The sequence below is a fragment of the Cupriavidus respiraculi genome (assembly GCF_914271545.1).
Classification (GTDB): domain Bacteria; phylum Pseudomonadota; class Gammaproteobacteria; order Burkholderiales; family Burkholderiaceae; genus Cupriavidus; species Cupriavidus respiraculi.
Map to the genome: position 1 here is coordinate 56404 of NZ_CAJZAH010000010.1, position 18842 is coordinate 75245.

An 18842-nucleotide genomic window follows, 5' to 3' on the forward strand; every position below is an offset into this window, starting at 1 on the left:
ACTCTCCTTGTCGAGTCGCGGGTGCCAAAACAGATAGCACCCGCCTAGGGACATCTTAAGCAGGCAGCGTAACCGGCGAGACTTCCACCTCCTCGTCTTCATCCCGGCGATGCGCCAATCTGTACAGCGCCGGCAGTACCAGCAAAGTCAACGCCGTGGAGGAAAGGATGCCGCCGATGACAACCGTCGCGAGAGGTCGCTGCACCTCCGCGCCGGTTCCGGTTGCGATGGCCATCGGAACGAAACCCAGCGAGGCAACCAGTGCTGTCATCAGCACTGGGCGGAGTCGAGTCAGTGCGCCTGTGCGGACGGATTCATCCAGCGGTTTTCCCTCTTCCCTCAGCGCCCGGATAAACGACAGCATCACCAAGCCGTTCAATACCGCGACACCGGACAGCGCGATGAACCCGACAGCCGCCGAGATGGACAGCGGGATGCCCCGCAACCATAACGCCAGAATGCCGCCCGTCAAGGCAAACGGAATGCCGGTGAAGACCAGCAGACCGTCCTTGACGTTGTTGAACATCGCGAAAAGCAGCACGAAGACCATCAGCAAGGCAACCGGCACAACAATCTGAAGGCGCGCGGTGGCGGATTGCAGTTGTTCGAAGGTGCCTCCCCAGGTCGTCCAATAGCCTGCAGGGATCTTCACTTGCTTCTGGATTGCGGCCTCGGCTTCGGGTACGAACGAGCCAATATCGCGACCTCGCACGTTTGCGCTGACCACGATCCGGCGCTTGCCATTCTCCCGCGAGACCTGATTTGGTCCCGGCGCGAGGTCCAGTGTTGCAATCTCGCTGAGCGGGATGTAGGTGGTACGCACTTCGCTACTTCCGTTTCTTGGCAAGGGAATCGGTAAGCGGCGCAGCGCCTCAACGTCACCCCGGACGGCATCGGGGAGGCGGACCAGGATGTCGAAGCGTCGGTCGCCCTGGAAGAACGTGCCAGATTCTTTGCCGCCCATGGCGATCGCTACCGCGTCCTGCACGTCGTTCATATTGAGACCGTAGCGTGCAGCCTTGTTTCGGTCGATGCTGACGGTCAGCATCGGCAGCCCAGTCGTCTGTTCGACCTTCACCTCCGTGGCGCCCTGAATACTCTGAAGGACAGTCGCAATCTTGTTTGCGGTGTCGTTGAGGACCGCGTTGTCATCCCCGAAAACCTTGACCGCCACATCCGAACGCACCCCGGAAATGAGCTCGTTGAACCGAAGTTGAATGGGCTGGGAAAATTCGTAGTTGTTGCCGGGGAGCTTAGCGACTTCCGCACGAATAGCGGCGATCAATTCGTCCCGCGTCTTAGTCGGCTCCGGCCAGGCGGACTGCGGCTTGAGCATGATGTAGCCGTCCGAGATGTTCGGTGGCATCGGGTCCGCCGCGATCTCCGCGGTGCCGGTACGCGCGAAGATTCGCTCGATCTCCGGGAATTTCGCCTTCAAGGTCGATTCGATTTGCTTCTGCATCTCGACCGACTGGGAAAGGCTCGTCCCTGGGATTCGCAGCGCCTGGATCGCCAGATCGCCCTCATTGAGATTGGGCACGAATTCGCTGCCAAGCCTGGTGGCAATGGCCACGCACAGTGCGATAGCGACGCAGGCAAACGTCAGTACAACAGGCGTGTTGGCCAACGACTTATCCAACAGCGGCGCGTAGCGCGCCTTGGCCCACTCCATCAGGCGGTTCTCCTTCTCCGCCACTTTGTCACCAATGAAAAGCGCAACTGCCGCCGGCACGAAGGTAACCGACAGAATCATGGCGCCCAGGAGCGCTAGCACGACGGTGAACGCCATCGGATGAAACATCTTTCCTTCGACGCCGGTGAGGGCGAAGATGGGCAGATAGACGATCATGATGATGAGCTGGCCGTAAAGCAAAGGCCGTCGCGCCTCGCGCGAAGCCGCGAACACCTCGTGAAACCTCTCCGCGCGGGTAAGAGGCCTGCCGTGGTGGGCTTGGGCGTGGGATAACCTACGCACACAGTTTTCGACGATCACCACGGCACCATCAATGATGATGCCGAAGTCCAGCGCACCAAGGCTCATCAGGTTTGCGCTGATCTTGTAGTTCACCATGCCGGTGAAGGTGAAGAGCATGGACAGCGGGATCACCAGCGCAGTGATGATTGCAGCGCGGATATTGCCCAAGAACAGAAAGAGAATCGCGATAACCAGAACCGCGCCTTCGAGAAGGTTCTTCTTCACCGTGGCAATCGCCTTATCGACCAGCACGGTGCGGTCATAGACCGTGATCGCTTTCACGCCCGCCGGCAAGGAGCGGTTGATGGCCTCCATCTGTTTATCCACTGCCTGGGAGACCGCACGACTGTTTTCGCCGATCAGCATGAACACCGTGCCGAGCACCACCTCCTTGCCGTTCTCGGTCGCCGCGCCGGTACGCAATTCCCGCCCGATCTCGACCTCTGCGATATCCCTGACGCGGATCGGTTGTCCCTGTGCCGTACCTACAATCACGTCGCGAATGTCGTCGATCGATTTGACCTGACCCGGCGCCCGCACCAGATACTGCTCGCCGCGACGTTCGATATAGCCGGCGCCGACATTGTCATTGTTCTTTTCAAGCGCCGTCACCACATCGGACAACGAGAGCCCATATGACGCCAGCCGTTCGAGACTGGGAGCGACGAGGTACTCCTTGGCAAAGCCGCCGATGGAGTTGATCTCGGTGACGCCGGGCACATTGCGCAACTGCGGCTTGACCACCCAATCCTGAATCTCCCGCAGGTCGGTCGGCGTATACGGCGTGCCGTCGGGCTTGCGCGCCCCGTCCTCTGCTTCAACCGTCCACAGATAGATTTCGCCAAGACCCGTAGAAATGGGGCCCATCGCAGGAGAGATTCCAGCCGGCAGCCGCTCGCGGGCTTCTTGAATGCGCTGGTTGACCAGTTGGCGGGCAAAGTAGATGTCCGTACCGTCCTTGAAGATGACGGTCACCTGGGACAGTCCATATCGGGACAGGGAACGAGTCTGCTCCAGCCCTGGGAGGCCAGCCATGACGGTTTCGATCGGGTATGTGATGCGCTGCTCCGCCTCGAGCGGCGAATACCCCGGTGCGGCCGTATTGATCTGGACCTGGACATTGGTAATGTCCGGCACCGCATCGATCGGCAGGCGTGTGTAGTTGTACGCGCCGAGTAGCGCCATGCCGAATACGGTCAGCAGGATCAGCCATCGTTGCTCGATGGCGAAGCGAATGATACGTTCGAACATGCTCGTCTCCCGTATCAGTGCGTATGCTCGGCGCTGGCTTTGCCGAGCTCCGATTTGAGGATAAAGCTATTCGCGGCCGCGTAACGCACGCCCGGTTTCAGGCCTTCGAGCACTTCCACCAGCTTGCCGTTGGTGCGTCCGATCTTGACCGGCTGCGCGACAAAGCCCCCCGGGACGGCAATGAACACCGTGCTCTGCCCGTCCACCTCCTGCACGGCGTCGGCCGACACGGAAACCGGTACCTGAACATCCTCTCCCAGGACATTGACGGTCACGAAAAGGCCTGGCCGCCAAGCCATGTTCGGATTCACCAGCGTGACGCGCGCCTTGGCCGTGCGCGTCTGCTCACCTAGTAGCGAACCCACATAGGACACCCTGCCCTCCGCCTTCCCGTCGAAAGCGGTGGAGCTGATGGTGACCTTCTCCCCCACTCGCACATGGCTGAGATCTTTGGCCGAGACGACGAATTCCGCCCAGACCGTAGAAAGATCCGATATCGTGAAGATGTTCGCGTCTTCCTTGACCGCCTCGCCGAGGGCCAAGTGTTTCTCAACGATGATGCCATCGAAGGGTGCACGCAGCTCGAACTGGTTGAGCCCTTTCGAAGCCCCGCTTGCCCCGATGGCGGTCAGCTTCTGTTGCGCATTCTGGACGGCGATTTGTGCCTCCTGCAGTTCGGTTCGCGCTTGCAGGTAATCCTGCTCCGCTGAGATCTTCTCTTCCCACAGTTTCTTCTCGCGCTCATAGATAGTACGGGCGAGTTCCAGTCGCTTTTGCGCTGCGAGGAGCTGGCTGCGCTGTTCGGCGAGGGTTGTGCTGGCGATGACGGCCAACACCTGGCCCTTTTTCACTTGCTGGCCGATATTGGCCGGCACCGCCTCCACGACGCCAGCCAACCGCGGGACCACATGGGCGGTGCGATCTTCGTTGAAGCGAATTTCTCCGGGAAATTGTTGGCCGGACTGGACCGTTGCTGGCGCGGCGACCTCGATGGCTATCGCCGCGGTCTTTATTTGCTCAGCAGTCAGTTCGATCTTGCCCTCTTCCCGGGAGAGCCGGGCGACGATGGCGTTCTTCTCACCCGGCAATACAGCCGAGACCGTGGCATCGAACACGTGCGGCTCTTCGATGTCGACGTCGCTCTCGAGAAAATCTCTCCCGAGCTTGAACTTCAGTGGAATGGATTCGCCAGTCGCCCGCTTCAGTTCGCCGGACATCGAAGTACCGGCGAGGACGGGCTTGCCGTCCTTGGAAACCCACGCCCTCAAGCGCGCTGCGCCGCCTTCCTCTGCCAACGCCAGTTCGATAGCGTTATCGCCCTGCGTGTACAGGTTCCCACCGTGCGGTCCTTTCGTGGGCGCTTCATGATGCTCTTCATCGGCATGTTCGTCTGCATCGGCATGGCCCTTTTCGGCAGCATGCCCATGATGCTCGCTGTCGTCATGCTCCTTCGCTTCCGAGTGTTCCGCATGCCCGTGTCCGCCTTCGTCGTGACCGGTCGTTCGCCCCGTGAGGAGTACGGCGGCAATGCCGAGCACGCCGGCGAGAATGATTGCCGCGATTGCGGTCCTTTGTTTCTTTGAGGTAGTCATGGTTCCGGAATCCGTGATTAGCGTCCGAGGATGCGGTCGATCGTGGTTGCCGACTGGTAGGTCCTCGCGAGGACGCCGAGATATCGGATGCGCGCTTGGAACAGCGTGCGCTGCGCGTCAAGCACGTCCAGGAAGTTGAATTTACCGGCTTCGAATCCGCGTGTTGCGGCGCCGTAGGCTTGTTCCGCAGCCGGCAGCACCGTCGTCCGTAGTGCCTGAGCAGAGGCGCGCGAAACCGACAGTTGGTTCGACGCCTGCTGCAGTTCGTTGGTCAAGCGAATCTGGGTGGCGAGGTACTCATCCTGCGCCTTGTCGGCACGCTGAATGGACTCGTACAGATTGCCCTGATTGCGATCAAATAGGGGAAGTGGAATGGCGATGCCGAGCACTGCCATGTTGCGATTCGCTTCGTTATCGCGCTTCGCGCCAACACTGAGCGTAATGTCTGGATATTGCCGGCTGCGCTCCACGCCAATTTGAGCTTGCCGCCGTTCTACGTTGAGCCGACTCGACAGCAGCAGCGGCGAGTTTTCCAGTTCCTTAAGCAGTGCATCGGGGGCTGGGCGCGACGGCAGGGAATCGAGGTCTCCCTGTGCCGTTGTGAACTGGGGGCCGGAATTGCCCCACAGCGCTGACAGGGCTTGCCGTGCCGATTGCAGTTCGGCGTGGGCCTCGGCAAGCTCCAGCTCCGCATTGGCCTGTTCCACCCGGGCCTTGGTCTCCTCTACCGGGGAAATCTTTCCGGCCGTGACGCGGCGGGCCGCTGCCTCAGCGCCCTTGGCGGCGATATCTACCGAGCCGGTGGCCAACTCGACGCGCTCCTGTGCAATCAGGACAGCAAAGAACGACGCGATGACCGTGGCGCGGAGGTCCGCGCGCAGACTACCGAGGTCCGCCTGCGCGACATCGCGGCCACGCTCCGCCGCTGCGATACGCGCCGAGCGCTTGCCGCCCAGTTCGATCGGAATATTGACCTGCCCGGTCGTATTGCGAGTCGCGCTTCGCGTGTCCTCGACGAGCGCCGCGATTTCCGGGTTGGGGATCGTGCGCGCCTGCATGATGGCGCCTTCGGTTGCCTCAACCTCCTTGCCGGCCGCAGACAAGGTGAAGTTGCTTGCCGCCGCCAGCGCCAGCGCATCGTCCAGCCTCAGGGGCGCGGACGGCTCGCGCAATCCAAGCGCGGCGGTACTGGACACCGGTTGCGCGTGCGCGGCAACGGAGTAGGGAATGAGCACTGCGGCCGCCAACCAGAGCGGCAGAACCCAAAGCAGACAACTCATAGCGGCTCCGCATGGCCTTTGGCCCTTGCCATTCGGCCGAGCGCAAAGAGCTCGCTCGTGCGTTAGAACGGGTCGACTTGGCTGAAGCTATGACCTCGGTGATTGCAGGTCCGTTTCAAATCTGATGCCCACGGCGCCATGCCGACCGAGGAGTGGCCAAATGGGAAGCGATGACCTTACCTCTACCGCGGACCGGGGAAACTCTTTACGAACTTGATCGTGAAGTCAGGGAAGCTCTCTACCAGCTTGATCTTGAAGTCTGGAAAGTTGTTGACGATTTTCCACTTGCCCGGCCTATTCGGAAAGCTGCTCACCTCTTGAACGTGAAGATCTGCGAAGCTTTCAACCACCTTCACCTTGTAGTCGGGGAAGTGCTCAACATACTTGATCTTCCCGAAGATCTTGCTTACGTCCACCTTTGCCATGGTTGTCTCCTATGTGTAGCGGTAATGGTACTACTGACTTTTGCACGGGTCTAAGCCATTAGGACCTGCGTCAATTTCCCTGTTAGAGCGAATTGCCTCGCCGTGGCCCCATGTCAATTTCAGATTCAAATCGTTGAACGGCGTTTTCCGGGCCGCTAAACTCTGGTGCTTCCCGCCCCGGTACCGATTGCCGTCCGGACATCGAGGGCAAGGCGACTAGCTAGTTCGTGGCTCCATCCGCGCGAGAAGTGTTTGGCCTCGATGAGAGTCATCGGCAACGTTTTCCGCCGGAGGTGGCGGATCGCGTCGTCACCGTGGACAACAAGAACCCTTGGCTTGATCCGTTCAAGGAGAAAATCGAACGGGGCGGTGATCCGGCGCTCTAGCTCAAGGTCGGCGATCTCTTCGGTGGCCGCAGAGTAGATATTCGTTTCGAGACATTTGATGGGAGCCAGCGCGGGGAGCATCCACTCGATGACTCTGCGGGTGTTACTGACGGCGTTTCGGCGCGTTCTTCCTGGCTTCAATGGATGCGCCGCGCGCTCTGCCTTGTATGCCTCAAACCACCTTTCCTTGTTAAAACCTGTCGTTGAGTCCCAGAATTCCCAGAAATCAGCTTTCATGGGACTGGCCGGATTCAGGCCGACAATGAAAACCTCGCATTCCAACGGCGATCCTCTGCACACGAACGGTCGGAGGTCCGAAGGCCGACCTATCAACGAGCCCAGATCCTGCGCGAAACCCTCCAAGTTATTCATGTAACGTCCTTTCCATCATTGACGGGCGATTACTGCTCCGGCACCGCGCTTCGTAGCAACCTGTGCGGCTTAGCTGTTGAGATGAACGAGATGTTGGACAACGCGCCCCGACGGGCGACGTGGCTGCGCAAGATGGTCTGCAGGAGAGGCTGACATCACGCAGCGCCAGGCCGACTACGCGTCGAAGGTCATCACGCCACGTTGTCCTCTCCCGTGGCAAGAAATCATGCCAACGCAAGTACCGGAAGGAAGCCCCGGCTACCCGCGGCTTGGGAGGCCATCGGTTTTGCGAAGCTCCGGTTTGCCAATCCCTACCACCGCTCAAACCGTCCGTCTCGGACGCGCAGTATTCAAGAGGTGCCCCGACGTCGCCCAGCGTCCACGTCGGTTCCAGCACGCGCCAAATAGCAGCGCAGGCGAGCTCACCGTGTTGGGTTGTGTTGTGTCCAGATCAATTGCAGGAGCGGGCACCAGACCAAGCAAGCTTGGCCAGCTCTGAACGGTCAGGCAGGTGCCACCGTGACACGGCTTGCCGTTTCCTATGGCTTCGAAGCGTCACGGAAACAGGCAGCCGATCCAAGATGGCGTTACAGTAAAGCTGCGTTCTGTACCTGGCCCTCGCCATCGTAAGTCAAAGCTATTCGAATAGTTCCGTCGGGATGTTGCAGTCGACGGAGGCGCTCTGCCAGCTGCGTCATCATTGAGTCGTAGTGCCGTTGCTGCGTGGAGGCGTCCGCGAGCAGACGTTCAGATTTCTCAATTACGTCTTCTCTTCTGCGTGTCAATTCGTCGCTCCTGTTCCAGAGCGCCTTCGACAGTAGCTGATTGGACTTATCGCGGAGGTTCTGTGCAACGGCGGCCAGCATTGCAACTTGATCCGCCGAACCTACGGCGAGAGCGGCCCCCAAGGTTGCCTTACCTAACGGATCGATATAGGCCCGACAGAGGTTCAGCAGAGCCATCATCCGCAGCAGCAGGTTCCGCTTTGCGACAAGGTCATACGCGGATTCGGCATGTGCGAGTAGGGCCGCATACGTATGTTCTGTCCCTCCGAACGTGTCCTGATCTTTTTGCATCGCGATTCGCTTCGCCAATGCATCCGCTTGCCGCTCGAGTTGTACACCCCATTGCATCGCTTCTCTGGTGATTTCTTCGAGCTGATGACGCTTCTCCGGCGTAATGTCGTCTGGCGACTGCATCGAATTGATCAGAGACGCAAGGTATTCAAGGTAGAGAACGGTGCCCTGCAGTCTGGCATGGTCCTGGTCGCCCAAGTAGCGCCGGACATCGGAGATTCCTTGCTTGATGTCGCCTAAGCTGCGGTTGATATGGTCTAGATGCGACTGCGCGACCGCGATACTGAGCAGCTGAAAAGCGCCGGCGGCGATCTGCCTGGCTCGGCCGGCGTCTACAATTCGGCCATGCCCGGCGATCTTCTTTGAATCAGTCGCCCGGGCCATCAAGCGCGCGCCGCCACCCTTTGCCTTAACGATCTCAAGTGTTCCGTCCGCTAGTCCCTCCTGGATCTTTGGATCGAACACCAGTTCTACGGTCGTGCTACGCAGGCCTGTGGTCCCTTTGAACAGGTCAGCAGCAAGCTGCTGTGCGCGATGAAGTCCCACATCGCCAGGACCGCCCAGGAGTTCTGCGCCCTCTGGCATTCCCTGCAGCACCCTGGTCCGCACGAGAGCATGGCCGTCGGCATCTACTAACGATAGCTCGCTGCCCAGTGCAGCCGAATTCCCATCGTCCCGGCTCACTGCATTCCGAGAGTTAAACAAATGCGTCGTTGCCGTCGCGGCCGCTTCCCTCATCCGGCGCTTCGCCGGCGATGCGATGTAAAGCCAAAGCACGACCGCCAGCAACACAAGCACCAGCACAATACAAGCCACCACCATCTTCGCTTTCCTTTGCAGTAGAAACGCTCGGCAAACCGGTCACTGGCCGTCTAGCGACGGCTTGAAAATGTTATGCAGTCGTTCAACAATGGCACGGCAGGTATTCCCGTGCCTCGTCCCCGGCGGCAAGTCCGCTCGTAGTCAAAGGCGGTATGCCCAGTGCTTCCCGCTTGGCATCCATCCGCTTGACGTAGTCGGCATTCATTGGATTGCGCCCATTTTTCCGCTCTGCAGCCTCAGCGGTACTGTCGTAGACGTGTTCGTGCTCTTCACTGAAGAGCTTCGAACGCAGCCACTCTGTTGCCGCAACCATGATGGCCCGCTTCGAAAGCTCTACCCGAGCTTCTTCATGGGTCAGGCCGGAGGCGACGAGCTGCTGTAACGCAGCGGCAGCCTTTTCAGCTTCGTGACGTTTAGCCCGGTTCATATTTTCCCAAGAATGGCGGTTTGCAGACGATGCAGTAGATCAAGCAGTGAACCGATCTGCTTTGCAGCGCCTTGCTTTCAGGCGGATCTTCCGTGCAACGAGATCAACGCGAAACTCTTCTAGTTGAGACGGATGCTCGTCAAAAGTCAGGCGGCCTGAGTGCTGCTCGACGATGTCGTTAAGCGCAATAAGAAAGGTGTGCAGATCTACCATTCTCCTCCGTACGAAGGGGCCTGGTTTACCCGAGAGCACGCTTTCTTTTTCGAACGACACCGTTACTTCATACGGACCACTCTCTCCGATGGACAAATACTCGGGCAGTAAGGCATCCGCGTTCGCTGGCGGGTCAGCGTCGTCGCGATTAAGGGATTGGCACCACCGCCGGTAGAACTCCTGTTGCTCGGCCACCGTTGCGGGTACCACATCGTTTCCATTTTCAAAGATTCCGACCAGATCGGACATGGCCGACTGCTTTCCAAGGCTGAGCCGGTACACCTTGAGGCCCTCGCCCATGTCACGCGCCATTCCCGAAGGAAATGCCTTGAGGCTCGCGCCGTAACAAACCGGGATCAGGCCATCTTTCTCGAGCTCAAGCCGCAGTGAGCATAAAGCCTCGAAATAGTCTGGCCCCGTCGCCGTCAATCGCCGGCCATTCAGTTCACACGTCAGTGCGCAGTCGTCACCCACCCCTGTCTGAGTGAAGACAGCAGCTTCGTCTCCCCGACCGCCATTCAGTTTTACTATGTGCCTCATGCTTTTTCTCCCACGATGCATTCGCCGCGGCGCGTCGGACCATGCGTCAGCCGCCGGAGCCGCGGCAGATTGGATGTATGTCTAACGATTGGGCCTCACAGGCCAAGGGGGAGATGATCCCCAACGATCGGTGCCCAACGTTTCCAGCTAAAGAATGCGCTCGGGTGTCTGATGAACAAGAGCTTAAGCTGGCGATCCCCCATCGTCAGGCGCGCGACGCGTGGTTGATGGCTGCCAATTTTCGGCCCTACCTTTTGGATGGCGCAGGTCATCTGGCGCTGCGCCGCTACATACTTCAGCGCCTGGCGCTTCGGCGATTCCAGGCCGTACACTAGACACTGGCCGATATCCAGCAAGTCGCAAAGGTCGAGGAGCTCGGTCCACCCTGTTCGATAGTCTTCATCGGATGGCCGTACATGGCTTGACGCCAGCGGACGTAACACCAGGTTGTGATACGCCACGGATGACCACAGGCTGTTCTTCTGATCATGGCTGGGTCGCGCGGTGCGGAATATTGCGCGCTCGACGTTGCGAACGTACGGTGAGACCCGATCAAATTGCAGCGCGTGATTGGTGTGGGTGATGCGCAGGCCGTCGGGTCGAGCATACCGCTCTTCAAAGACCTTCGACTCCGGTTGCCAGCGATATACGCTCTCTCCGACGATCATGGTTTTCGTCGTAGACGCCTCGAAGTGGCTGCCTATCCATGGCCACCAAGGCAAAGTCGCTCGGCCTGCAAACAGGTGGTCGTAAGCCCCGCTGATCGTTTCGATCTTCATTTGTTCCCCGTTCCTTTGCCCAGAGCCAGGCGCTCAATGGCCATGACCCCAGCGCGCATTCTTTCCGCTGCAGCTGCGTTAGCCGAGTGAACTGTTATTCGCGGCGCCGTAAAGCCCGTCAAGGCAACGGCGCGTTCAATCCATAGGATCACATCGTATCCGGTACCACGCTCGTCATTGCCCAGATCGTGGTTCAGGCTGATCTCCTCCACCGCCCCGGTTTCCAGGAGACGGATAGCTTCGTCCGGCCAATATGTTCGCGTCCAGCCCTCCGGAGTGGGCCTCTCATCGTCGAGAAACTCTTTCATGCTTGCCGCTCCATGGTCACCCGCGTCGATGCCATATCGGGCTTCCGCGTCAAATCCGTCGGCCCTAAGTACCTGGCAACGCAAACGGCTTGGACCGAGAAGTTGCATATTGCTGAAGCCGCTCCGTGACGCAGCGCTCGCTGGCCTGCGTCAGGCCTGAATCCTCTATTCCTGCGATGCCACCACTTATCAAAACCTGTCTGCCCACTTGTCCCAGAATCCTGGCTCGTCGTGGTGGGCGTTACCCATCGCTATATCGAGCGGTAATATCAGGAAACGCATGCCGCCAAACCGGAGCTGCCCATTCGGGTGCTCAAGGTATGACTGCAGCGCGAGGTAGCGGGGATCCTGACAATCGTAGGGTGTGTCCACATAGATCGAACCTCGGTATGACGCGAACCCGCTCTCGCTAGCTATCTCCCCGCAGGGCAACCATTGGTAACCCTCCCGGTCAAGCCACTGGACGACAGCGGCTCGACTTTCGTTGTGCTGCCAGTGCACCGCTACCCGACTTCCGTCGGGTTGCTCAAAGAAGACCAGATACAGCACATCGCGACCCTTGCGGCGGGCTATAGCGTCGATATGATCGATGGCTTGGGGCATGGGAAGGTCCTCTGGACTGACAACGGCCTGAACGACTTGTCGCGACAACCGCGCGCCGTGCGTCACGGGGAACGACGTATGCCTTGCCGCAATCCCCGGCGGCCCGGTACGCCGCTGAACCGCCGCTGCTGCGGGAGCAATGACCCCATTCTCCTACCTCGACCGGTCACAGGGTGTCCGGTCGAGGTAGGGCCCCTGGCCAGCGCCAAAGCCGGTCGCGCACATCCCGCCAGAACGATCCAGGGTTCCTCCAGACCCATGCTGCGGCGACCCCACAACGATCTATCGGAAGCCTGGCGAGTTTTCTTTATCCATTGCCCTGCAGTCTTCGGGCGGCTAAGCAACCATAGAGACCGAGACGGCCTCGAGCCGACGGCCGGGCGGTTTGCCAGCGCGCATCGCGCCATGCGTTGGCCTTGCGCCGCGTCCTCGCCCGGTATCGCATCCATCCCACTGCCCGTCGACAGACGTCCGTCCCTCCTACCGGCCGGAGTCGACTGAATTCCGTCGGTGGCCGGGGAACATGCGGGCGGACCGGACAACAATTGTCCGGTGACGGTGGCACTATTGCCGGGTTTTAGTTCGCACAGTCCACCAGAAGTCGAAGGCTGTGTTGCCGGCAGCGCCACAGCGGCATCGCCTGATGTTCTCCAGCACCAATGCACACAATGAACAAGACCTTGCAGCGCAGGACCATCGTCGTCCAGGGCAGGCTCGCCAGCCGAGAATGGCGGCTTCGCGCAGCGCGCGAGCAGAGTCACGGACTACATATCGTTACGATCGAGCAGTTAGCTGCGCGACTCGCCGGCGGCTTTCAGTGCGCAGCTGATGACGAGAGCATTCGTACCGCCCTTGGCCTGGCGTTGCACGAGACGGCATTGGGCGAACTGGACGGCATCAAAGGTCTTCCCGGTATGGTGGACGCGAGCCTCGGGACGTTGAGGAAGGTATGGAACGCAAACTTCGAGCTTAAGGCTCAACGGCTGCAGCATTCCAGGCTCGATGCCCTCGCCAGGCTGGAAACAGCGACGCTGAGGCGGCTGCCGGCGGGGATGCTGGCGCCGGCTGACCTTGCTATCGCGGCAATGCAGCGGATCGCCTTGGCGCCGCGGCTGCTGGGCCCCATCGACTTCGCGGGAGCCGCGGACATCGCGGCCTGCTGGCGCCCGCTGGTACTGGCCTTGGCGGAGGTCACGCCGACACGCTGGCTCGCCGGCACACGCTCTCTACCTCTATGGTTGGAAGGCAGCGCCGTTGCTGCCGTGCGATCATCGCCGCACCAGCCGAAGGTCGAGTGCGTCAGTGCTGCAACGGCATATCACGAGGTGATTGAGGCCTTGCGCTGGGCCCGTGAACTCATCGCGACAGGCCGGGCTGCCCCCTCGGAGATCGCTATCGCAGCGGCCTCACCGGCTCAGTACGACGATCATTTCCTGGCGCTGCGGGAGGATGCCAATATCGCCCTCCATTTTGTGCATGGCATTCCCGCGATCGCGACGCGCGCTGGTCAGGCTGCCGCGGCACTCGCAGATATCCTGGTTCGCGGCATCTCCCAGTCGCGCGTGCGCCGTCTGGCGGCATTGCAGGCGGGCGCCAGTGTGTTTGCAACACTGCCGCCCGGTTGGACACGCATTCTCCCTCCGGACGCGCCCCTTGCCACCCCGGCCTCTTGGTACCGGCTGCTTGACGCCTTGTCCCCGGACGCATGGCCTGAGGGCGCGGACCCGCGTGACGCCCTGCGCAGTATTGTGGCGCGATTGGATTGCGGCACGGACCGTGCGGCCGAGATGGGAGAAGGAATTCTGTCCGGCCAGGCCTTAGCCATCTGGCGCAAAGCCCTGCTGGCTGGTCCCGCGGTAGCGCTGGATGCCACGCTCCAGCGACTTAAGATCGATGACCGCCATGAAGCATGCGCTGGCGTAGTGTGGGCCTCCGCCAATGAGCTTGCTGGCACGCCACGTCGATTCGTGCGCCTGCTCGGCCTGAATTCGTCGCGCTGGCCCAGAGGCATCACAGAGGATCGTCTGCTGTCCGATCATATTGTGCCAATGCGCCAACTCGAGCCGCGCCCATTGGCAGTGGTCGACCGGGATGACTTCCGGACCATCTTGCAGAGCGCTGCTGCGGAAGTCGTCCTGTCGAGCGCACGCCGGGATGGCGAAGGCCGTGTGCTGGGCCGGAGTGCTTTGCTGCACGGCTTGGGGAAGGACAGGTATCTGGATCGCAACGCAGCGCCTGCGCACGCCTTTAGCGAAACTGATCGCCTCCTGGCACGCAAGGCCGAGTTCCGCGCCTTGTCCCGCTCCGTTTCCGCGAGCCAGTGCTGGGAAGACTGGCATCGGACCGAGCTCACCGGGCACGATGGGCTCGTCCGGCCCGGGCACCCGGTGGTGAGCCTCGCCCTGGGGCGCATCCAGTCCGCCAGCTCGTTGAAGCTGCTGCTACGCAATCCCTTGGGCTTTGTGTGGAAGTACGGCATGGGGCTGCGGTCGCCCGTTATCAGCGAAGAGCCGCTGGTATTGGATGCCCTGGGGATGGGGAATCTGGTGCACCTGACGCTTGAGATCGCGGTAGGCAAGCTTGTACACGCTGGTGGCCTTGGCAGCGCCAGTCGCGAAACGCTACAACAGGCCGTGACAGCGGCGGTCGCCGACGCCGCCGCGCAATGGGAGACAGCGCAGCCCGTACCTCCCGCCCTGATCTGGCAGCGTACCTTGAACGAGGTGCATCAGCTATCTATCGCTGCGCTGATGGGGGGCGAGCCGGTGCCGCCCGGAACACGATCCTATGGCGAAGTGCGCTTCGGGGGCGCAAAGGGTGTCAGCGACTGTCCCGCCCCGTGGGATGGTGACGCACCGGTCGAGATCCCGGGCACGCGGATTCGTATCAACGGCTATATCGACAGGCTCGACATCGCCCCCGATGGACGTCATGGCTGGGTGCGCGACTACAAGACCGGAAGGGCGCCTAAGGCCGACTTTGGGCTGAACGGCGGCAATGAGTTGCAGCGGTGTCTATATGCATACGCCGTTAAGGCCATGCTTGGCCAGGACTTTGAGGTAACGGCATCCCTGCTCTATCCCCGCGAACAACGTGAGTTTCCGTTAGCCGATGCCGATACCGCGCTGGCTGAACTGAGCGTGTATCTGGCTGCTGCATACGAAAGCCTGCTGGGCGGTGCGTCGCTACCTGGCAAGGATGCAGCCGACACGTATGACGACCTTGCGTTTGCGTTGCCCGCGAATGCGCGTGTCACCTATTACAAGCGCAAGTCGGCCGCGACACTGGCGCGTCTGGGGGTAGCGGCCCGTGTTTGGGAGGTTAAATAAGGATGTCTATGCTGCTTTCCGATAACGAGGCGCGTCGCATCGCGATTGCCGAACATGACCGGGCGCTGCTCGTTGAAGCCGGTGCGGGATCCGGCAAGACGGCCGTGATGGCGGGCCGTATTGCCATGATGCTGGCCAGTGGCATCGCACCCCGCCATATTGCCGCCGTGACTTTCACTGAGCTGGCCGCCAGCGAGCTGGTGATCCGGGTACGGGATTTTGTCGAGGCGCTGACGGCGGGGTCGGTGCCGGCCGAGCTTCGCGTCGCGCTTCCGGATGGACTTAGTGACATGCAGCGGCGCGAGCTTCTTGCCGCGGTGGAGGTGATCGACGACCTGACCTGCTCAACCATTCACGGGTTCTGCCAACGGCTCATCGCGCCCTACCCTGTCGAGGCTGGCATCGATCCCGGCGCGGCCATCATGGACCGGGACGCCGCAGACCTGGCCTTCGATGACATCGTGGACCAATGGCTACGGGAGCGGCTCGGTGAGAATGGCTCGGGTCTGCTTGCGGACCTTGTCGCCCAAGACGCCTCCGGCACGCTGCAACTGGTGCATGACATCGCCTCCGCACTCCGACGCCACCGTCATGCAACGGGGCCCGTTGCACTGCCGCTGATGCCGTTGGTGGAAGATTTCAGGCGCTCGGTTTCCGCCCTGACCGGATTCATGGCGACATGCTCGTTCGCCGAAGAAGCCACCGTCGAAACAGCCCGCCACTTCGCTGCCATGGCGCAGGCGCTGGACTGGGAAATCGACGAGTCCAGCCCTTCGCACCTCGCCAGACTAGTGGCGCTTCGGCCGGTGCCTGCGCTATGCACGGGCTCCGGATCCTTTCTGGCATTCCGCCGCAAGACTGCATGGGAGGCCGCTGCGAAGCGGGAAGGTATGCCGGCCTCCGCGGGGAAGGAAGCGTTCGGCGTGGTGTCGGATCTGTACAAGGCTTGTTGCGAGGCATGGAGCGCCCTGGAGGCGCAGGTTGCCACGCGCGTCCTTGGGGAGCTGGCAACGCACGTTCGTGCCGTCGTGCAAGTCTTTTCTCAGTACAAGCGCGACAGCGCCCTGCTCGATTTCGATGACCTGCTCTACGCGGCACGGGCACTGCTACGGGACCACGAGCCCGTCCGACAGGCGCTCGCTACGCGCTATCGCCATGTCCTTGTCGACGAGTTCCAGGACACGGATCCTCTGCAGGCGGAAATATTCTGGCGTCTATGTGGGGACCCCGAAGGCAGCAAAGCTGGCGACTGGACATCGTTCAGGATCCGGCCGGGTGCGCTGTTTCTGGTAGGCGACCCAAAGCAGGCGATCTATCGGTTTCGTGGGGCCGACGTGGCTGCATACGTGCAAGCCAGGACGGCCTTCGGGGCCATGGACGCAGGCAGCGTGCTCACCATTTCGACCAACTTCCGCTCGCACGCGCCGATTCTGGACTTTGTCAATGCGCGCTTCGCACCTTGCTTGTCCGCCGACGGCCAGCCGGGCTTCACCGCACTGGCACCATTCCAGCCGCACAACGGCGAAGACCCTTGTGTCGTGGCACTTGATATCCAGGCCGCTTCGGAGAAGCCTGCCGCAGACGAGTTGCGCGACGTCGAGGCGGTAGCCGTCGCCCGTCTGTGTGCACAGCTGATTGGCCGGCATCGGGTAGTGGATCGGAGAACCGGTGGGGCGCGTGCCTGCCGTGCGGGCGACATCGCATTGCTGGCCCCGACGGGCACGGATCTATGGCGTTACGAGGCTGCTCTTGAACGACTGGGCATTGCGGTGGCGACACAGGCGGGCAAGGGTCTGTACCGGCGTCAGGAGATCCAGGACCTGATTGCGGTCACGCGTGTGCTGGCGGACCCGGGGGACACGCTGGCGTTGGGCGCTTTGCTGCGGGGCCCTCTCGTCGGACTCAGTGATGAGGCTATCCTGGATATCATCGCGGCACTGCCCCGGGACGACAGCAATGCCGGCACGCTACCGCGGCTGTCCATTTCCGTGGACCCGGCCGGTATCGCCAATCCGATTGCACGGGAAGTTGTCACCTCGCTTCAAGCCCTTCGACGACAGGTGAACTCGACCACGCCGTATGTCCTCCTGTCCCAGGCCGTTGACGCGTTGCATGTGCGTCATCTTTTGCTGGAGCGGCATCGCGACCAGGCGGACCGGGCACTGGCGAACGTCGATCTGTATCTGAACATGTCGCGCCGGTTTGCCGTGCGCGGGTTGCGCGCATTTGCTGCAGCCATGACGGCGGCCTGGACCGACGCCTCGCGGGCTAGCGAGGGCCGGCCGGATGCGCAGGAGGACGCCGTTGCGCTCTTCACCATGCATGCCGCGAAGGGTCTTGAGTGGCCGGTCGTTGTGCCGGTCAATACGATGACCGCGATCAAGCAGGCTGACAGCGTTTTTGTGGACCCTGAATCGGGACGTCTCTTCTGCCCTGTGTTTGGCGTCCGGCCGGCGGGGTACGATGCCATTCGTTCCGCCGAGGGTGCCGAACTGGAGCGCGAACGTGTACGTTTGTGGTACGTGGCCGCAACGCGTGCCCGCGAACTGCTGGTGCTGCCCCGCCCTGCAGTCACGAGCGACAAGTCGTGGGCCTCGCTGGTGGATATGGCGTTGCAGGAGCTGCCCACCGTGGCGTTGGAAGAGGATCCACCGCCGATGTCCTCGCAGACTGGGGCGTGCCCCAATCAGCAGACGCGTGAAACCTTCGCAGCCGAAGCGCGCCTGATTGCCGAGTCGCATCGCGGTATTCGATGGCTGGCGCCAAGTCGCGATGAGGGGCACATGTCGGGCGCCGTACTTATCCCCGAAATCGCCCAGGTTGTTCTTCCGGGCGCCGAGTCCGGAACCGAGGGTAGCGCCGTCGCAGTACGGGGAAGCCGGGACCGCGGCGTCATCTTGCACAAGCTGATGGAAGAGGTATTGAACGGCGAGGTGTCCGATGATCTGGCGACTTTGACTGAGCGTGCCGCAACGCTGATCTGCACGATGGGTGCGGGCTGCCATGAGGACGCGTCCACCGGCCTGTCTCCGGCAGAGATCGCTGGATGTGTCCTTCGTACGCTAACGATTCCGGACATTGCGAAGATGCGTCCGCGTCTGATGGCGGAGCTCCCCGTCTATGGCTCGGCAGCGTCGACGTTTTTGGAGGACGCGATTGTCGGAGTAGCAGACGCGGTGGCGGTCGGTGAGGATGGCAGGCCGGAAGTGATCATCGACTGGAAGAGCGACGTTGCCCCGAGTACCGCAACACTTGAGCACTATGGCGCGCAGGTGCGGTCGTACCTTTCGATGACGTCCGCTAAGCGAGGCATGATCGTTCTGATGACTAGCGGACACGTCATACCGGTCGAGCCATAGTATCTGCGTGTTGATGCGTCGCTGAATTCGCTCGTAGTGGAGCCTCAGGGACCCGCCTGTTACCGGCACTAGCCACCCACCGGCCGCTACGCCGGACACCTTCTG

The 18842-nt window shown here is 61.2% G+C and carries 13 protein-coding genes; 2 read left to right on the top strand and 11 right to left on the bottom strand.

Features of this window, described 5'->3' with window-relative positions; all coding sequences use genetic code 11:
* Positions 1-55: 55 nt before the first annotated feature.
* The 11 genes from LDO27_RS24805 to LDO27_RS24855 all read right to left on the bottom strand — a co-directional run bounded on the left by LDO27_RS24805 (position 56) and on the right by LDO27_RS24855 (position 12049).
* Positions 56-3226 (bottom strand): efflux RND transporter permease subunit, encoded by a 3171-nt coding sequence (locus LDO27_RS24805; RefSeq protein ID WP_222208739.1) that lies wholly within the window; start codon positions 3224-3226, stop codon positions 56-58.
* A 14-nt stretch (positions 3227-3240) separates the two neighbouring features.
* Positions 3241-4818, bottom strand: coding sequence for an efflux RND transporter periplasmic adaptor subunit (locus tag LDO27_RS24810; protein ID WP_224044525.1), 1578 nt, complete (start codon positions 4816-4818; stop codon positions 3241-3243).
* 17 nt (positions 4819-4835) lie between these two features.
* Positions 4836-6098 (bottom strand): TolC family protein, encoded by a 1263-nt coding sequence (locus LDO27_RS24815; RefSeq protein WP_224044527.1) that lies wholly within the window; start codon positions 6096-6098, stop codon positions 4836-4838.
* Between the two features lie 182 nt (positions 6099-6280).
* A complete protein-coding gene (locus LDO27_RS24820) occupies positions 6281-6523 on the bottom strand; it encodes a hypothetical protein (protein WP_222208759.1) in 243 nt (80 codons plus the stop codon).
* A 155-nt stretch (positions 6524-6678) separates the two neighbouring features.
* Positions 6679-7146, bottom strand: coding sequence for a hypothetical protein (locus tag LDO27_RS24825; RefSeq protein WP_222208761.1), 468 nt, complete (start codon positions 7144-7146; stop codon positions 6679-6681).
* A 722-nt stretch (positions 7147-7868) separates the two neighbouring features.
* Positions 7869-9179 carry a hypothetical protein gene (locus LDO27_RS24830; protein WP_222208763.1) on the bottom strand — a complete coding sequence of 437 codons (1311 nt, stop codon included), beginning with the start codon at positions 9177-9179 and terminating at the stop codon, positions 7869-7871.
* 82 nt (positions 9180-9261) lie between these two features.
* Entirely contained in the window at positions 9262-9606 is a 345-nt protein-coding gene (locus LDO27_RS24835; protein WP_222208765.1) for a hypothetical protein, read from the bottom strand.
* A gap of 39 nt (positions 9607-9645) precedes the next feature.
* Positions 9646-10359 (bottom strand): hypothetical protein, encoded by a 714-nt coding sequence (locus tag LDO27_RS24840; RefSeq protein ID WP_222208767.1) that lies wholly within the window; start codon positions 10357-10359, stop codon positions 9646-9648.
* Between the two features lie 95 nt (positions 10360-10454).
* On the bottom strand, positions 10455-11138 hold the full coding sequence (locus LDO27_RS24845) for a hypothetical protein (protein ID WP_222208769.1): 684 nt from the start codon (positions 11136-11138) through the stop codon (positions 10455-10457).
* Positions 11135-11446 carry a cyclic-phosphate processing receiver domain-containing protein gene (locus LDO27_RS24850; RefSeq protein ID WP_222208771.1) on the bottom strand — a complete coding sequence of 104 codons (312 nt, stop codon included), beginning with the start codon at positions 11444-11446 and terminating at the stop codon, positions 11135-11137. The genes LDO27_RS24845 and LDO27_RS24850 overlap by 4 nt, the downstream gene beginning before the upstream one ends.
* A 189-nt stretch (positions 11447-11635) precedes the next feature.
* Positions 11636-12049 carry a hypothetical protein gene (locus tag LDO27_RS24855; RefSeq protein ID WP_222208773.1) on the bottom strand — a complete coding sequence of 138 codons (414 nt, stop codon included), beginning with the start codon at positions 12047-12049 and terminating at the stop codon, positions 11636-11638.
* A 668-nt stretch (positions 12050-12717) separates the two neighbouring features.
* On the opposite strand from LDO27_RS24855, the gene LDO27_RS24860 reads away from it, so the two are divergent.
* A complete protein-coding gene (locus LDO27_RS24860) occupies positions 12718-15378 on the top strand; it encodes a PD-(D/E)XK nuclease family protein (RefSeq protein ID WP_224044529.1) in 2661 nt (886 codons plus the stop codon).
* Between the two features lie 8 nt (positions 15379-15386).
* Entirely contained in the window at positions 15387-18737 is a 3351-nt protein-coding gene (locus tag LDO27_RS24865; protein WP_222208778.1) for a UvrD-helicase domain-containing protein, read from the top strand.
* The last annotated feature ends 105 nt before the right edge of the window (positions 18738-18842 follow it).

Coding starts and splice junctions, on each gene's coding strand:
- LDO27_RS24820 (WP_222208759.1), bottom strand. CDS start 6,523: ATGGCAAAGGTGGACGTAAGCAAGATCTTCGGGAAGATCAAGTATGTT.
- LDO27_RS24810 (WP_224044525.1), bottom strand. CDS start 4,818: ATGACTACCTCAAAGAAACAAAGGACCGCAATCGCGGCAATCATTCTC.
- LDO27_RS24805 (WP_222208739.1), bottom strand. CDS start 3,226: ATGTTCGAACGTATCATTCGCTTCGCCATCGAGCAACGATGGCTGATC.
- LDO27_RS24865 (WP_222208778.1), top strand. CDS start 15,387: ATGCTGCTTTCCGATAACGAGGCGCGTCGCATCGCGATTGCCGAACAT.
- LDO27_RS24830 (WP_222208763.1), bottom strand. CDS start 9,179: ATGGTGGTGGCTTGTATTGTGCTGGTGCTTGTGTTGCTGGCGGTCGTG.
- LDO27_RS24825 (WP_222208761.1), bottom strand. CDS start 7,146: ATGAAAGCTGATTTCTGGGAATTCTGGGACTCAACGACAGGTTTTAAC.
- LDO27_RS24860 (WP_224044529.1), top strand. CDS start 12,718: ATGAACAAGACCTTGCAGCGCAGGACCATCGTCGTCCAGGGCAGGCTC.
- LDO27_RS24850 (WP_222208771.1), bottom strand. CDS start 11,446: ATGAAAGAGTTTCTCGACGATGAGAGGCCCACTCCGGAGGGCTGGACG.
- LDO27_RS24845 (WP_222208769.1), bottom strand. CDS start 11,138: ATGAAGATCGAAACGATCAGCGGGGCTTACGACCACCTGTTTGCAGGC.
- LDO27_RS24815 (WP_224044527.1), bottom strand. CDS start 6,098: ATGAGTTGTCTGCTTTGGGTTCTGCCGCTCTGGTTGGCGGCCGCAGTG.
- LDO27_RS24855 (WP_222208773.1), bottom strand. CDS start 12,049: ATGCCCCAAGCCATCGATCATATCGACGCTATAGCCCGCCGCAAGGGT.
- LDO27_RS24835 (WP_222208765.1), bottom strand. CDS start 9,606: ATGAACCGGGCTAAACGTCACGAAGCTGAAAAGGCTGCCGCTGCGTTA.
- LDO27_RS24840 (WP_222208767.1), bottom strand. CDS start 10,359: ATGAGGCACATAGTAAAACTGAATGGCGGTCGGGGAGACGAAGCTGCT.